At 67.0% G+C, this 15,222-nt stretch carries 16 protein-coding genes; 1 reads left to right on the plus strand and 15 read right to left on the minus strand.

All coding sequences use genetic code 11. The features are described 5' to 3' along the window. Position 1: 1 nt before the first annotated feature. The 12 genes from egtE to ABQF30_RS11525 all read right to left on the minus strand — a co-directional run bounded on the left by egtE (position 2) and on the right by ABQF30_RS11525 (position 11,722). The gene (egtE, locus tag ABQF30_RS11470) at positions 2-1,117 is read right to left on the minus strand and encodes an ergothioneine biosynthesis PLP-dependent enzyme EgtE (RefSeq protein ID WP_448463673.1); all 1,116 of its coding nucleotides are present in this window, start codon (positions 1,115-1,117) and stop codon (positions 2-4) included. Then, positions 1,114-2,079 (minus strand): L-histidine N(alpha)-methyltransferase, encoded by a 966-nt coding sequence (gene egtD, locus ABQF30_RS11475; protein WP_448463675.1) that lies wholly within the window; start codon positions 2,077-2,079, stop codon positions 1,114-1,116. Before egtD ends, egtE begins: the two co-directional genes overlap by 4 nt. After that, entirely contained in the window at positions 2,076-2,804 is a 729-nt protein-coding gene (gene egtC / locus ABQF30_RS11480) for an ergothioneine biosynthesis protein EgtC (protein WP_448463677.1), read from the minus strand. The genes egtD and egtC overlap by 4 nt, the downstream gene beginning before the upstream one ends. Then, complete coding sequence (gene egtB / locus ABQF30_RS11485; protein WP_448463679.1) at positions 2,797-4,071, minus strand: ergothioneine biosynthesis protein EgtB; 1,275 nt, start codon at positions 4,069-4,071, stop codon at positions 2,797-2,799. Before egtB ends, egtC begins: the two co-directional genes overlap by 8 nt. Beyond that, positions 4,068-5,339: an ergothioneine biosynthesis glutamate--cysteine ligase EgtA gene (gene egtA, locus ABQF30_RS11490; RefSeq protein ID WP_448463681.1), complete on the minus strand. Its 1,272-nt coding sequence runs from the start codon at positions 5,337-5,339 to the stop codon at positions 4,068-4,070. The genes egtB and egtA overlap by 4 nt, the downstream gene beginning before the upstream one ends. Before the next feature lie 85 nt (positions 5,340-5,424). Further along, a complete protein-coding gene (locus ABQF30_RS11495; RefSeq protein WP_448463683.1) occupies positions 5,425-6,066 on the minus strand; it encodes a sensor domain-containing protein in 642 nt (213 codons plus the stop codon). Positions 6,067-6,083: 17 nt separating this feature from the next. Continuing rightward, entirely contained in the window at positions 6,084-6,602 is a 519-nt protein-coding gene (locus ABQF30_RS11500) for a hypothetical protein (protein ID WP_448463685.1), read from the minus strand. Between the two features lie 114 nt (positions 6,603-6,716). Next, positions 6,717-7,157: a Fur family transcriptional regulator gene (locus ABQF30_RS11505; protein ID WP_448463687.1), complete on the minus strand. Its 441-nt coding sequence runs from the start codon at positions 7,155-7,157 to the stop codon at positions 6,717-6,719. Positions 7,158-7,201: 44 nt separating this feature from the next. Continuing rightward, positions 7,202-7,621: a hypothetical protein gene (locus ABQF30_RS11510; protein ID WP_448463689.1), complete on the minus strand. Its 420-nt coding sequence runs from the start codon at positions 7,619-7,621 to the stop codon at positions 7,202-7,204. A 679-nt stretch (positions 7,622-8,300) separates the two neighbouring features. Beyond that, positions 8,301-9,383 (minus strand): DUF4185 domain-containing protein, encoded by a 1,083-nt coding sequence (locus ABQF30_RS11515; RefSeq protein WP_448464934.1) that lies wholly within the window; start codon positions 9,381-9,383, stop codon positions 8,301-8,303. A gap of 36 nt (positions 9,384-9,419) precedes the next feature. Next, positions 9,420-10,454, minus strand: coding sequence for an aspartate-semialdehyde dehydrogenase (locus ABQF30_RS11520; protein ID WP_448463691.1), 1,035 nt, complete (start codon positions 10,452-10,454; stop codon positions 9,420-9,422). Positions 10,455-10,456: 2 nt separating this feature from the next. Continuing rightward, entirely contained in the window at positions 10,457-11,722 is a 1,266-nt protein-coding gene (locus ABQF30_RS11525; RefSeq protein WP_448463693.1) for an aspartate kinase, read from the minus strand. Positions 11,723-11,808: 86 nt separating this feature from the next. Between ABQF30_RS11525 and ABQF30_RS11530 the strand changes: the two genes are divergently transcribed. After that, the gene (locus ABQF30_RS11530; protein WP_448463695.1) at positions 11,809-12,462 is read left to right on the plus strand and encodes a nitroreductase family protein; all 654 of its coding nucleotides are present in this window, start codon (positions 11,809-11,811) and stop codon (positions 12,460-12,462) included. Here ABQF30_RS11530 and ABQF30_RS11535 read toward each other — a convergent pair. From ABQF30_RS11535 to ABQF30_RS11545, 3 genes are read right to left on the minus strand one after another with little or no spacing between them, the layout of a single operon-like run. After that, entirely contained in the window at positions 12,434-13,156 is a 723-nt protein-coding gene (locus ABQF30_RS11535; protein WP_448463697.1) for a GntR family transcriptional regulator, read from the minus strand. The two genes, ABQF30_RS11530 and ABQF30_RS11535, sit on opposite strands and share 29 nt — an antisense overlap. Continuing rightward, positions 13,153-13,842 (minus strand): biuret amidohydrolase, encoded by a 690-nt coding sequence (biuH, locus tag ABQF30_RS11540; protein ID WP_448463699.1) that lies wholly within the window; start codon positions 13,840-13,842, stop codon positions 13,153-13,155. Before biuH ends, ABQF30_RS11535 begins: the two co-directional genes overlap by 4 nt. Beyond that, complete coding sequence (locus tag ABQF30_RS11545; RefSeq protein WP_448463701.1) at positions 13,839-15,167, minus strand: cytosine permease; 1,329 nt, start codon at positions 15,165-15,167, stop codon at positions 13,839-13,841. The genes biuH and ABQF30_RS11545 overlap by 4 nt, the downstream gene beginning before the upstream one ends. Positions 15,168-15,222: the final 55 nt, after the last annotated feature.

Consider the following 15,222-nt stretch of genomic DNA (forward strand, 5'->3'; position numbering starts at 1 on the left):
ATCAAGGCGCCTCGCGCAGCGCCTCGGCGAAGTGCTCCAGGTCCTCGACAGTCGTGTCGACGTGCGGGGATATCCGCAGCACCGGTTTGGTCATCTCGAATGGCGCGCGCAGCACCTCGCATGCGGTGGTGACGATGCCGCGGTCGGCGATCAGCCAGCCCCTTGTCGTAACGGGATCAAAGTCATCGACCGGTTCCAATGTGGTGATTGCGGTGGGCTCGTCAACCCGCTCCACCACCCGCCAACCTGCCACGTCGGCCAGCAGCTCCCGCGACATGCGGCCCACCTCAGCCAACCGCTCGCGGACGAGTTCGGACCCGGCCGCCAGGTGTTCGCCCAGCGCCACCGAATACCCGATGCGGGCCGCGGCGTTGTGCTCGCCGTGCTCGAGACTTTGCAGAAGGCTCACCGGCACAATCCAATCCGCAGGCGGCAGCCGCCGCTGTAGCTGGTCGGCCAAAGACGGCCGGATCGCCAGTGCGCCGACCCCGCGCGGCCCGGCCAGCCACTTGCGCGACGACGAGTACACCGCGTCGGCACCGACGTTGCAGTCGAGATGCCCAAGGGCCTGCGCGGCGTCAACGACGACCGGGATGCCTTCGGCACGGCACACCGCGACGATCTCGGCGACCGGTTGCGCAACGCCGCGGTGACTGGCCAGCGCGGTGAGATGCACGAGTGCCGGTGGATCAGAAGCTAGTTGCCGGGCGGCCTCCTCCAAGACGACACGCCCGTCACCGTCGACCGGAAGCGACCGCACCTGAAAACCGTTGGCTCCCATGACCGCCAGATTCGGCCCGAACTCGCCAGGCAGACAGGCCAACGTCCGCTCCCCCGGCCAGCTGCCGAGCAGCAGGTCAAGCGAATGGTTGGAGCCGGTCGTGTACACGACGTCGGACGCGTCGAACCCGGTCAGCGCAGCGATCGCGGCACGCCCGGCATCGAGCACCGGGGCCGCGGCCTCCGCGGCCACATAGCCGCCGACCTCCGCCTCGTGTCGGGTATGCGTGGTGGCGGCGTCGATCACCGCGAAGCTCTGCCGCGAGCACGCGCCGCTGTCCAGATGCAGCCCAGCGACTTTGGGGCGGGCGTCGCGCCACTGCTGCGGGAGGCTCATTTCGTCGCCAACGACAAGCCGAAGTCTCCGGCCGGGTCGGTCCACCAATGTGTCTGTCGCAAACCGGCTTTCGCAAGTTCGGCGGCAACGCCGTCCTGGCGGAACTTGCAGGACACCTCGGTCAGCATCTCCTCACCGGCGGCGAACGCAACGTCGAGGTCGAGCGCCGCCACCCGCACCTGTTGCGACGCACGGGCCCGCAACCACATCTCGATGCGCTCCTCGTCCTCGTTCCACTTCGCCACGTGCTCGAAGGCATCGAGGTCGAAATCGGCGTCGAGTTCCCGATTCACCACGGCAAGCACGTTGCGGTTGAACGCCGCAGTGACGCCGGCACTGTCGTCGTAGGCGCGGACCAGCCGTCCGGTGTCCTTCACCAGGTCGGTGCCCAGCAGCAGGCTGTCGCCGGGTTGCAGGCTCGCGGCGAGGGTCGCCAGAAAATCCGCCCGCGGGCCGGGCGTCAGGTTGCCGATCGTCGAACCGAGGAACACCACGAGCCGCCTGCCGACCCGCGGAATGTTACCCAGGTGCTCCTCGAAATCACCACATACCGCGTCGATCTCGATACCGGGGTACTCGCGCCCGATCGCGTCGCCCGCCGCCCGCAACACGCCGGCATCGACGTCGAACGGGATGAACCGGCGCAGCAGCCCGCTGTCCCGCAGAGCATTCAGAAGCAGACGGGTCTTCTCCGAGGTGCCGCTGCCCAACTCAACGAGAGTGTCGGCACCGGCGGCCGTGGCGATGTCTGCCGATCGCTCCCTCAGGATCTGCGCCTCGGTGCGGGTCGGGTAATACTCGGGAAGTCGGGTGATCTGGTCGAACAGATCACTGCCGACCGAATCGTAGAACCACTTGGGCGGCAGCTCCTTCGGCGTCTTGGCCAGCCCGTCACGTACGTCGCGGCGCAAGGCTGCGGCTGCGGAGTCGGCGGCCAGATAGTTCGACAAAGAGAGCGTCATGCCGGTCCTTTCAGGGTGGTCAGCTCGACGTGAGCGTCATGGACGGCCACCAGGTGCCGGTCCGGAATATCCTGCCAGCCGGGGTCGTCGTCATAGGGTTCGCTGGCGAGCACCACACCGTCGGGCAGGCGCAACATCGACAGCGTGTCGCCCCACGTGGTGGCGAGCATACGAGAACCGTTGGCGGCCAGGATGTTCAACCTGGCGTTCGGATCTCGCTCGCCCACCTCGGTGATGGTTTCACCGAGGGCGTCCAGGCCCCGCTCGAAAATCAGCGCTGCGAGTATTGCACTGTCCACAGTGGATTCGGCGTGTCCGGTCAATGGCAGCACGGCCCGGTCCACCAAACCGTTGTGCGACAGCAACCACTGCCCGTTACTGAACGGAGCCGAGGCCGACGGCTCGATCGGCATGCCGATCGTGGCCGAGCGCACCGCGGCCACCACACATCCGCTGCGCAACGCGGGTGCCACCGAGGCGAACGACGCGTCGCCCCATATGGGCTTGTCGCTGCGCCACCGGCGCGCCTCGGCCATACCCTCCCCCGGGTCGCTTCGCTCCTGCCCCCAGGGATCGAAAAAACCCACCCCCCAACCATCGGCGTTCATCAGGCCGTGCTTCTGCCGCCGCGGCGCATACGACTGCACCAGCAGACTCTGCGGCGGATCCATGACCAGCGAAGCGACCGAACGCGCCGCGCCGAGCCAACCCAGATGCCTACACATCCCAGGCCAGCCGGACACCCGAGAAGATCTGCCGCCGGATCGGGTGGTCCCAGTTGCGGAAGCTGGGCCGCAGGATCGCGGCGGCGACCGCCCACGACCCGCCGCGCAGCACCTTGTAGTCGCCATCGAAAAACGGCTGAGTGTAGCGGTCATACACCATCGGCGTGAAGCCCGGCCACGGCCGCAGCGGCGAGCTGGTCCACTCCCAGACGTCGCCCAGCATCTGCTCGACACCATAGGCCGACGCACCGGCCGGGTACGCCCCTACCGGCGCGGGCCGAAGTGCGTCGCCGCCGAGATTGACCAGTAGATCGGTGGGTTCAGAAGTGCCCCAAGGGAATCGGCGCCGAGCACCGGCCACCGGATCCCATGCACACGCTTTCTCCCATTCGATCTCCGTCGGCAGCCGTGCACCTGCCCAGGCTGCGTATGCCTCGGCTTCGAAGTACGTCACGTGCTGGACGGGTTCGTCGGCCGGGATGGTCTCGACATGGCCGAACCGGGTGCGCGTTCCGTCGGCGTTCCAGAACTGCGGGGCCGTCAGCCCGGCTTCCTGCCGGTGCGCCCAGCCGCGTTGCGACCACCACCGCGGCTGGCGGTAGCCGCCGTCGTCGATGAAGTCGCGCCATTCGGCGTTGGTCACGGGCACCCGGCCGATCCGGAACGACGCCACGTCGACGGTGTGTGCGGGCCGTTCGTTGTCCAGGGAGTGCGGTTCGGTCAGCTCGTCCACGCCGAGCACGAATGGACCGCCCGGAATCAGCACCGACGTGCCTGCTACCTCGGGCCGCCCGGCCGGTAATGCGGTGCCCGCGTCGAGCAGCGCGGGCCCGGTCCGAAGGTTCAACGCCTGCAGCATGGTTTCGTCGTGCTGGTTCTCGTGGCTGATCACCAAGCCGAAGTTGAATGCCGAATCCTCCTCGGGCAGGGCGTCGAGCGCGTCGAGCGCCTTGGACCGCACCGTCGCGCAGTAGGCACGGGCATCGGCGGGCGGCAGCAACGGCAGGCCCACTCGGCTGGCGCGGGAGTGCACGAACGCGTCGTAGAGCCGGTCGGTCTCCGGCGTCAGCATCCCCGGCCGCTTCGGGTTCCCGTCGCGCAGCAGCCACAGCTCTTCCTGCTGCCCGATATGGGCGAGATCCCACACCAGCGGGCTCATCAGCGGGTCGTACTGGCGGTGCAGCTCGGCGTCGTCGAAGTCGACGAGCCGCAGTGTCCGCTCCCGCGCCCTGGTCAGCTCACCGGCCAACGTCTCGCGTGTGGTCAAAGCTCACCTTTCGCCAATTGGCTCACCGCGTCGGCGATTCCGTGGTGCACCACCCGATCGGCGAAGTCGTCGGCCGGGCACCGTCCCTGTTCGACCGAACGCATCAGCTGCCCCATCGATTCCGCGAGTTCGCCCGGTGCCCGCTCGGCCGCGGTTTGCACGCAGGTGAGCGCGGCTGCCCGGAGACGACGATCGGCCAGTCCAGCCCTGGCGGCGCGGTCCCATGCGGTGGCCACAGACGCGGTGGCCTCGGCCGCGATGTCGGCGGCAGATGGATCGTCGAGCAGCGTGGTGAGGGTGAACACCACCGCGGGCCACAGGGCGTCCGGAACGCTGTCCAGATACCGGATCTCCAACCACCGCCGCGGCCGCACCGGGGGGAACAGCGTCGTCAGGTGGTAGTCGAGGTCCGCCTCGGTGGGTCGCCGGCCGCCGAGCACGGCCCGGCCGTCGGCCCAGTCGGCGAACGGAACCCAATTCGTCACCGGGACCGCATCGGGAGTGTTGACCAGCATCACCGGCGCGCGCATGGCGTACCGCGCCCAGTCGCTGGCCGGGTCAGCTCCGTCGACGCCGAGGATCGGCCCGCACCGCGCGGAATCGAGCTGACCCCAAACCCATTGGCGGGTGGAACTCCAACCGGTGAACCGCCCGCCCAGCAGCGGGGAGTTCGCGGTGATGGCGATCATCGTCGGGCCCAGCGCATGAGCCAGCCGCACGCGGTCCGCCCAGCCGTCGCGGGGACCGGCGTCGAGGTTGACCTGAACCGAGGCCGTCGACGTCATCATCGCCGCACCCGCCTCAGCCGACCCGCTGGCCGCGAAGAACTGCTCCATCGCCTGATAGCGCGAGCCCGGATTGACCCGATGAGTGGGCCGGACCGGATCGGTGCCGAGCAGCACCAACCCCAGACCGCGACGCGCGAACGCCGCGCGCAGCACGGCACGATCGGCCAGCAGCCCGGCGATGGCAGCGGCCGGACCGTCGAAGGGAGGCCCGGACAGCTCGACCGCACCGCCGGGTTCCACGGTGATCCGGCTGCCCCCGGGAAGCGGCGGCACCTCCGCGATCGCTGCGGACAGCTCATCCCAGTGCGGGCGCCGCAGCGGATCGGTCAGGTCGAAACAGTGCGCCTCGATCTCCAAGCCCACCCGGCCGACCGGACCGTCCTGCAGACAGTGCGCACCGATATGCGCCGCGGCCTGCTCGGCGCTGGTGAATTCCAGAGTAGGTAGGCGACCTGGATCAGCCCTGATGGGTACGGCCATGGCAACCACCCCTCCCGGTCCTTACCGGTGTCGGACCGTCTGGTTGCTTCCATCTTCCAGATGGCACCGACAAGTCGCGACCCCGTTATTGCCCGAGCGTGTTCTGCATTGCGCCGGCCAGGACGTTCATCGCGGGGCCGCCATTGCCGGACTGGCACACCTTGGCTTGCAGCAGAACGTTTTCGCGCTTACGGGTGGTGGTGAAACAGCGCCGATCGGTGCCGGCCTCCTGTTTGACCCATTCGGCGTCCGTCGCGCTGGCCGGTCCGCCGGTGAAGGTCCACACCTGGTTGACGAAGTTGTCCAGATGCATCGTGGTGGTCTGGCCCGAGCAGCCCACCGTCCGGTCGACGACCCGGTGGAATGCGCGATCTGCGGCGTCGGGGTTGGCATACACCCCGATGGCCTGTTTGACGAAATGGGTGTCATCGGCGGCAGCGGTCCGGGTGGTGGCGCCGTTGAACGACGCCAGGTCCGGATCGTTGTACACCTCAGGTAGTCCGACGTCGGCCCAGTTGTTGCAGACCGGGTTATCCACCGAGAACCCCTGGAACGGCTCAGTGAATTCCGCCTCCCACCGCATCGGGGCGCCGACGATGTTCCCTACCGAACCCTTCGGCATGACGGCATAAGACACGACACCCGGGTCCGACGGGCGGGCACCCACCGGTGCCGCCAAGGCCAACGCGAGACCGGCCACCCCGAGACCTACAGTCACGGCACGCATGGCTTTGATCATGCCATTCAGGACACGGTCCGGGTGCAGTAGGTGCGTGCAGGCGACGGGTACGGCCACGCGAACTGCCCCGTCGCGACAGGGCATGCGGCCTGGTCACGGACGTCGAGCCGGTGCGTCACCTGCACCATCACGCCGTCGCCGCGCGACGTGCAGTCGGCCAGTTCCATCACACCGGCCGGCAGGCCGAGTTCGTAGCAGTGATGAGTCACGAGGTTTGGCACCAGGCACAGGCGAGCAGTAGACGGATCGGCGTGCTCGGAAGGCAGGTGTTGATACTCGGGGCTCGGACACACTCCGGTGCCGTCGGCGATGGCGCCGATGGTGTAGCTCGGGTCAGTCGAGCAATCCACCTTGTTCGGGCGCACCACCTCGGGCGCCGAGGGCGTGCCCGCAGCAACGCTGACACAGTCGCCGACCGCGTAGACCATCACGGCACCGCGCTCCGGTTGCGCGTCACGCAGGCTGCAGCCGGTCGCTGTCAGCAGCACAGTGAGCACTGCGACCAGTACCCGATTGCGCGTCATGGTTAGCGAGAATCTCACGATTCGTGCCGACCCGCCCAGCGCTTGGGCGAATAGCCGGAAGCCCCGGCCACCGAGGGGTGGTGGCCGGGGCGTCCTTCGGGCTGCAGATGTGGTCTAAGCGGTGATGCTGCTGGCCTGGCAGCCGGCGCACACTCCCCAGAACACCACTTCGGCCTCGTCGACCGTGAAGCCGCCGAGGTCGGAGGGCTCGAGGCAGGGTGCTTCGCCTACGGCGCAATCGACGTCGGCAACCTGCCCGCACACCCGGCAGACCAGGTGGTGGTGGTTGTCGCCGGTTCGGGTCTCGTAGCGGGCAGACGAGCCGGCCGGCTCGATACGCCGCACCAGGCCGGCAGTCACGCAGGCCCGCAGCACGTCGTAAACGGCCTGCGTCGACACGGAACCCAGGTTCTCGCGCACCAGCCCGGCAACCTCGTCTGCAGTCGAATGCGGCTTGGTGGCAAGGACATCGAGCACCGCGGCCCGCGGCGCAGTAACCCGCAACCCGACGGCCCGTAACAGGGCCTTCGGGTCGTGGTCATGCGTCGTGGTCACGATTCCAGTATGCGCTCTTTCTGGAATCAGTCAAAAAGAGCCGATTAAGGCCTGGCAGGCGACGTCGGAGTCGGCGCTTCCGGACGATCGGGTTGTGACGGGCCACGGAACTGCGGGCCACCCGGGCCGCCCTGGCCGAACTGGCCCGGGCCCATCGGCATCATCCCGTGCGGCGGACCCATCGGCGGGCCGCCACGGTGGAACATCACCCCGTGACGGTCGTGGCCGCCGCGATGGTGGTCACCGCCACCGGAATGTGCCCCGAGGAAGAAGCCAGTTCCGAAGATCACGGTGACGATGAAGACGACGCCCGCGACGATGCCGACCCACGCGGCGGCTTGGGTGACGCGGTTGCGCTCGCGCGGCGCTTGCTCCACTGGGACTGTGGTGGTGACCGGCCGCGCTGGTTCAGGGGTCACGACGGGACCGGTCGCGGGTTCGGACGAGGACGGGTTTTCTGTCATGACCTGAGCATGCGAGGGTTGTTCAGGTGCCGATCAAGAATCAGCTATGAATCAGCTGTGAAAGGGGCGGGCGAGCCCTGGGCGTCCGTCGGGCCCCTGAGCGTCCTGGCGCTCTCCGGCGGTGTGTCGATGTGCCCGGCTGTGCGCGACAATGTCGCGGAAATCGCCCCACTGGCCATACCAGCCACTTTGGCACCACCGCCGAAACCACACTGGCAATACTGGTTATCCATAGCCTCATGCATCACGCAATTTTGCGTGCCCGCATACTAGCGACACTGTCGCTGGCCAGGTGGACATGGATATAACCGGGCGCCAATGGCATTCAGCTGAGGCAGGGCGTCCCGCGTGTATGGCGGAAAAATGCGACGCAGACCGCCACCGCGCGCTTCATACGCGGACGCGAAGGGCACCAGCGTGGCCGGCGTGCACATTTCTTTGGCGCCCAGCAATCTCCGTTGCCGCCTGACCAGCGACAGAGTGTCGCTAATAGGCGGGCAGCCCAAATTGCGTGGCAGGTGCGGCTGTTGAGTCTAGGCGGACGCGAGAGACTCACGAGATGGGTCTATCGCGACATATGTTGCCCCTGAGGCTATTTCAGCGACACTGTCGCGCATAGGCGGGCACAACGGTAGGTGCCGGTGGACCCGCGAGACCGCAGCTCAGGCGCAGGCCACACCTACTCCCACGGCTTGATCGGGTTCACCGCATACTGGATGACGCGATAGGGCGTGCCACCGCGGGGCCCGGTGTTCCACTGGCTGATGAACACCCGCACCTGATCGATCGTGGACCCGGGCGAAATGTAGCCGCCGTAGGGCTGGGCCAATTGATTGACCTCCGGCGGCGGCAGGGCCTCGACCGGGTCGGGCCACTCGCTGGCGAACACCACCGTCGTCACCGGCGCGGCCCCCAGACCCGTCGGGTCGTCGGCTACCCGCATCTCCATGTTTCCGGTGCTCGCGTTGAAGTAGGACAGCACCGACTTGCCGTCGATCTGCCGAATGCTCATCTCGCCCACCCGGTCGTTCCACAGGGCAGTCGGCGGTTGACCCCAGCCGGCCTGCGCGGACCAGCCCTGCCAGCCCGCCCGGTCTGTCAATGCCTGTGGGGTGGCCCGATACAGGAACACCGGGCCACTGCGATCGAAATTGTTCGCGACGATGTACACCCAGCCGCTGAGCGAATCGGCTTTCGGGATCGGGTCGTAGTAGCCACTGATCTGCGATTGCCCGCCGCCCTGATAGGACGCGTCGCGAATCGATCCGGGAATGGTTTCCCAGTTTCCCTGCGCCGCATCGGCTTTCACCAGCCGCGAGGACTTCGGCTCCAGGTCCGCGGTGGTGGTGACCATCATGTAGTTCTCCCGGTTGATCGCCACCACGCCGGCCGGAAGCTGCGAACTGCCCGGCGGGGTCGGATCAGCCAGCAGCGGCGTGTCCACCCCGCTGACGCCGTCGTAGCGGACACCGGCGGGATCGTCGATGGAGTCGGGTTCGACATGCAGCGCGATCGGCGAATACCAGCCCCCGAACCCCACGGCTTGACCGGCGAAGCTGTCCCCGCACACCTGTAGCACGCGGCTGGGAAACTCCATGAACTCACAGAGATCAGTGGCACCGATGCCGTAATCGCCTGTGGGCGTACCGGTTCCGGCCGTTGGTCCGATGCGCAGCACCTGACCGGGCGCCAAGGGCGGCAGCTCGGGTTCAGGGAAAGGGTTTGCGTGGGCTGTCGGGGCGTGGCACAGCGAAGCGGCTATCGCTGCAACGACGAACCAGCGGACCACTCGTCAGGGTCAGAGCTCGGCGGCCAGCAACTCGGCGATCTGAATCGTGTTCAGCGCCGCACCTTTTCGCAGGTTGTCGCCGGACACGAAGAGTGCGAGGCCGCGCCCGTCGGGCACCCCGGGATCCTGGCGGATCCGGCCGACGAGCGACTCGTCGACGCCTGCGGCAGCCAGCGGAGTTGGCACGTCGACCAGTTTCACGCCTGGGGCTCCCGAAAGCAGCTCAGTCACCCGGGCAACCGAAAGAGGCTCTGCGAACTCAGCATTGATCGACAAAGAGTGCCCCGTGAACACCGGGACACGCACACAGGTGCCGCTCACAGCCAGCGAAGGGATGCCGAGGATCTTGCGGCTCTCGTTGCGCAGTTTCTGGTCTTCATCGGTCTCGCCTGAGCCGTCGTCGACCAGCGAACCCGCCAGCGGCACCACGTTGAACGCGATCGGCGCGACGTAGGAGACCGGCGCCGGGAAGTCCAGCGCCGAGCCGTCATGCACCAACTGCTCAGCCCCGTCGATGACGGCACGGGCCTGCGAGGCAAGTTCTTCCACACCGGCCAGTCCGCTGCCCGACACGGCCTGATAGCTCGACACGATCAGCCGGGTGAGGCCGGCTTCCTCGTGCAGCGGCTTGAGCACCGGCATCGCGGCCATCGTGGTGCAGTTCGGGTTGGCGATGATGCCTTTCGGGCGCTGCCCCGCGTCACGCTTGAAGTTCACCTCGGAGACGACGAGCGGCACCTCGGGGTCCTTGCGCCAGGCCGACGAGTTGTCGACGACGACCGCTCCGGCCGCGGCGAACCGCGGCGCCTGCACGCGCGACATGGTCGCGCCGGCCGAGAACAATGCGATGTCCAGCCCCGACGGGTCGGCGGTCTCGCTGTTCTCGACCTCGATCTCCTGGCCGCGGAAGGTCAGCTTCTTGCCCTCCGAGCGTGCCGAGGCGAAAAACCGAACCGTCGTGGCGGGGAAATTGCGCTGCTCCAGCAGGGCGCGCATCACCTGGCCGACCTGGCCGGTGGCGCCGACGACTCCGATGTTCACCATTTCTAGATCCCCGTCCCCGCGTAGACAACAGCGTCTTCGTCACCGCCGAGGCCGAACGCCTCATGCAACGCTGCGACGGCCTTATCCAATTCGGTGTCTTTGACCAGCACCGAGATGCGGATCTCGGAGGTGGAGATCAAGTCGATGTTGACGCCGACCTCGGCCAGCGCCTCGCAGAACTTCGCGGTGACGCCGGGATGGCTGCGCATGCCGGCGCCCACCAGCGACACCTTCCCGATGTGATCGTCGTACAGCACCTGGCTGAACCCGATCTCATCCTGCAGGGACGTCAGCTTCTGCACCGCGCCCGGCCCGTTGTCCCTCGGGCAGGTGAAGGTGATGTCGGTCTTGCCGTCCTCGACCTTGGAGATGTTCTGCAGCACCATGTCGATGTTCACGTCGGCGTCGGCGACCGCGCGGAACACCCTCGCGGCATAGCCGGGTACGTCGGGCAATCCGACCACGGTGACCTTGGCTTCGCCGCGGTCGTGGGCTACTCCGGTCAGAATGGCGTCTTCCATGGGGATGTCCTCGATCGATCCTTTGACGATGGTGCCCGGCTTGTCTGAATAGGACGAGCGGACGTGAATGGGCACGTTGTAGCGGCGGGCGTACTCCACACACCGCAACATCAGCACCTTGGCCCCGCACGCCGCCATCTCAAGCATCTCCTCGAAGGAGACGGTGTCGAGATGGCGGGCATTGGGCACGATGCGAGGGTCGGCGGTGAAGATGCCGTCGACATCGGTGTAGATCTCACAGACATCGGCCTTCAGCGCCGCGGCCAGTGCCACCGCGGTGGTATCCGATCCGCCGCGGCCCAGCGTCGTGACGTCCTTGCTGTCCTGGCTGACGCCCTGGAACCCGGCGACCAGCACGATCAGTCCCTCGTCCAGCGCGCTACGCAGCCTGCCCGGGGTGACGTCGATGATCTTGGCGTTGCCGTGGGTTCCCGTGGTGATCACGCCGGCCTGGGACCCGGTGAACGAGCGGGCCTGCGCGCCCAGCGACTCGATGGCCATCGCGACGAGCGCATTGGAGATCCGCTCACCGGCGGTGAGCAGCATGTCCATCTCGCGTGCGGGAGGGGCCGGAGAGACCTGCCGGGCCAGATCAAGCAGGTCGTCGGTGGTGTCGCCCATCGCGGAGACGACCACGACGACGTCGTTGCCGGCCTTCTTGGTCTCCACGATGCGCTCGGCGACTCGGCGGATCCGGTCAGCATCTGAAACCGAGGATCCGCCGTATTTCTGTACGACGAGCGCCACTGTCTGCCCTTCAAAGTGCGGGGATGAGTCCCAACAAGGATAAGGGAGACGCGCACGCGATTTTGTCCGCCGGTAACTTGACGGACGTGCCCGACGCGCCGAGCGATCGGCTGGCAGCCACCAGCGTCCCGATCCACCCCGCTCTCGCGGCCCGCTGGAGCCCGCGGGCGTTCGACCCCGACTCGACCATCACGCCTGAACAGCTCACCGCCGTGCTGGAAGCGGCACGCTGGGCGGCGACCTGGGGGCATCGCCAGCCGGTGCGGTTCGTGGTGGGCGTCCGCTCCCTGACGCGAGGAGCAGAAACAGCACCGGACGAGACGTTCACCACACTGGCCGGCCTCCTCAAACGCGGCAACAGTTACGCGCATGCTGCCGGCGCACTGATCCTGGTGTGCGCCGACGAAGGCGAAGACGACCGCACCGCTGTGTACGCGGCGGTCGACGCCGGAGCGGCCATCGCCCAGATGACCGTCGAGGCGGTGTCGCGTGGATTGATCGCACACCCGATGGCCGGGTACGACGTCGACGGCGCACGCACCGCGTTCGGCATCCCGGACGGGGTGCGGCCGCTGACGGTCGTGGCGTTGGGGACGCTGGGCGACTACGCGGACGTCGACGACGCGATTGCCGAGCGCGATGGGCGGCCACGCGAGCGGCTACCGCTGGACCAGGTCGTGTTCAGCGGTCGTTGGGGTCAGGCTGCCGAGCTCACGTCCACAGCGCCTCCAGCGACGTGACCGATTGCCCGAGCGATCGGGCGCTCAGTGCGCGCAGTGCCCGTCGCTCGACGACCTCGAAGCTCGCCCCGACATGTTCGTGCAGGGCTTTGCGACCTTCGGCGAGCTGATCGTCGAGGAGAAGGTCGACGATCTCCAGGTGCTCGTCGATCGTCGCCGTCACCCGTTCCTCGGTGACGAAGTCGTACATCCGGATGAGCCGGATGCGCCGGTTGAGGTTGTCGAGCGTCGCGACCATCGCCGTGTTCCCGGACGCTGCGGACAGTTCGATATGGAATGACTCATCGCGCAGCACCATGTCACCGTCCGGCGCGGGCAAAGCGGCTTTCAGTTCGAGCCACTCCGCGCGCAACACGGCCAACCTGTCCTTGTCATAGCGCAGTTCGTCGGTCTCCAGGATCCGCGTGATGCCGCGGAGTTCGATGGTGATCCGCAGCTCGTAGAGATCGCGCACACCCGGAATGTCCAGCGCCACCGGGTAGTACCCGTCGGACCTGCGCTCGAGCATCCCGTCGGCGTGCAGCCGCACCAGTGCCTCACGCAGCGGGGTACGGCTGACGTTCAGCGTCTCGCACAGCTGTGACTCCACCAGACGGGTGCGGTGGTCGATCTCGCCGAGCATGAGCTTCTTGCCGAGATCGAGGTAGACCCGGTCGCGAAGCGACACCGGCTCGTCGACCCGGACAGCCGTCACTGCAACTCCTTCAGCGCCGCCACGACGTCGGCACTGGTGGCGTGTGCGCCAAACACCCCGCCTTGCATGGTGATCATGTTCAGCGCCGCCACATGATTGGCGTAGTCGGTGGCACCGGTTGCATCCGATACCACGAGGCATTCGTAGCCGCGGTCATTGGCGTCTCGCATCGTGGTGTGCACGCAGACGTCAGTGGTGATGCCGGTGAAGATGATGTGTGTAATGTTGTTGCTGCGCAATACTAATTCGAGGTCAGTCGCGTAGAAGCTGCCCTTGCCCGGCTTGTCGATGACGGGTTCTCCTGGAAATGGGGCCATTTCGGGCACCAGCTGCCAGCCAGGCTCCCCGTGGACGAGGACACGGCCGCACGGGCCGACGGAACCGATCTCAGCGCCGATCTGGGCCGATCGCCAGCGCTTGTTGGCGGGGAGGTCGGACAGGTCGGGGCGATGCCCTTCGCGGGTGTGGATGATGAACAGCCCCGCCGCCCGAGCCGCAGCCAGTACCTGCTGAGCCGACCCGAGCGGGGTCCGCACCAAAGACAGGTCGTAGCCCATGGTGTCGACGTATCCGCCCTCGCCGCAGAAGTCGACCTGCCAGTCGATGTTTATCAACGCCGTTCGGCCGGAAGGGATGTCGCCGTCGTAGGGCCACACATACGGGTTGGCCTGGATGGTGACGGTCATGCAGGTTCCCCGCTCAGGACCACACGCGCAGGCAGGTAGCTCAGTGCCGCGAACGCAAGACCGCCTACGACCATCGCCACGACGGCGTCCGATAGTTGAGGGGCGTAGAAGTGCGTCGCCAATGCCACCGTTGCGCCGATCCCCCACGCGGCGAACGGCTTCCAGTAAACTCCGCCGATCGACTCTCGACGATGGGCGAACACCAGCTGATCGAGGATAAGCACGATGCCGATCGGCGGGACCAGCACACCGAGGATGTTCAGCCAGGTGGCGAAGTAAGACCAGATGCCGGCGACTGCAGCGATGGTGCCGATGATTCCGAGCACGATCGTCAACTGGCGCATGGTCTTTCCGGTGATGTTGCCGAAGCCGACGGCACCGTTGTACAGGCAGTGCGCACACACACTGCCGAGGTTGACGAACACGAACGCGATGGCCAGCGGCACCAGAATTCCGCCACCGCCCACCAGCACGTGCAGGAAATCACCGCCTGCGGTACCGGCCGCTGCCGCCGCGCCGAGTGCGACGATCAGCGCCCCGACGAGTTGCGCGATGAAGTAGGCGACGGGAAACGCAGCGAATGCCGCCAGCGCGCCTTCCCTGCCGTTGCGGGCCCATCGGGTGAAGTCCGCGGTCATGGTGCCCGAGTCGACGAAGCAGGCGAACACCATCGTCACGGCCACACCGAAACTGAAAGCGGCCGCACCGGCTCCGCCGCCATACGACAGTGCCGAACCCAGGCCGCCGGGCGAGGACGCGGCCAACATCACCGCCACCACACCGAGCGGGATGAACAATGCCGATGCCACTACGCCGATCCAGGAGATCGCCCGGATCCCGACGAAGGTGAGCGCCACGAACAGCACGCCGGCCAGCAGGGTGATCCAGGGCGCGCTCCAGCCCATCGAGAGGTTGAGCGTCGTTCCCACCATGCCGGTCTGGAAAGCGAACCAGCCGATGACCAACGTCGACAGGAACGCCGACACGATCCGAAAGCCCCTGGCACCGAAGGTGTCCGCGGCAGTGAGCGCGAAGTTCTTGCCCGACCGCCCGGCGAGATAGCTCAAGGCGCCCACGTACGCCATCAGGATCAGGTCGCCGACGACAATCGCGAGCATCCCGGTGACGAAGCCCAGGTTGTAGACCACGATGCCGGCGAACACCGCCGAAGTCATGATCATCGGGAAGCCCACCCACACCGCCGACACTGCGAACAACGACTTGCGCGCGGACAGCGGGACAGGTTCGTTCTCGTACTCTTCGCCGAGCCCTGATTCGTGGCGACCGGCTAATGGCGCGGAGCTCTCGACAGCGGTTGTATCCATGGCTGTATACGGTGCTGTATACGGATTGCCGTGCTATTTCGTGTCATGAACATCC

This window comes from Mycolicibacterium sp. XJ870, from assembly GCF_053483975.1.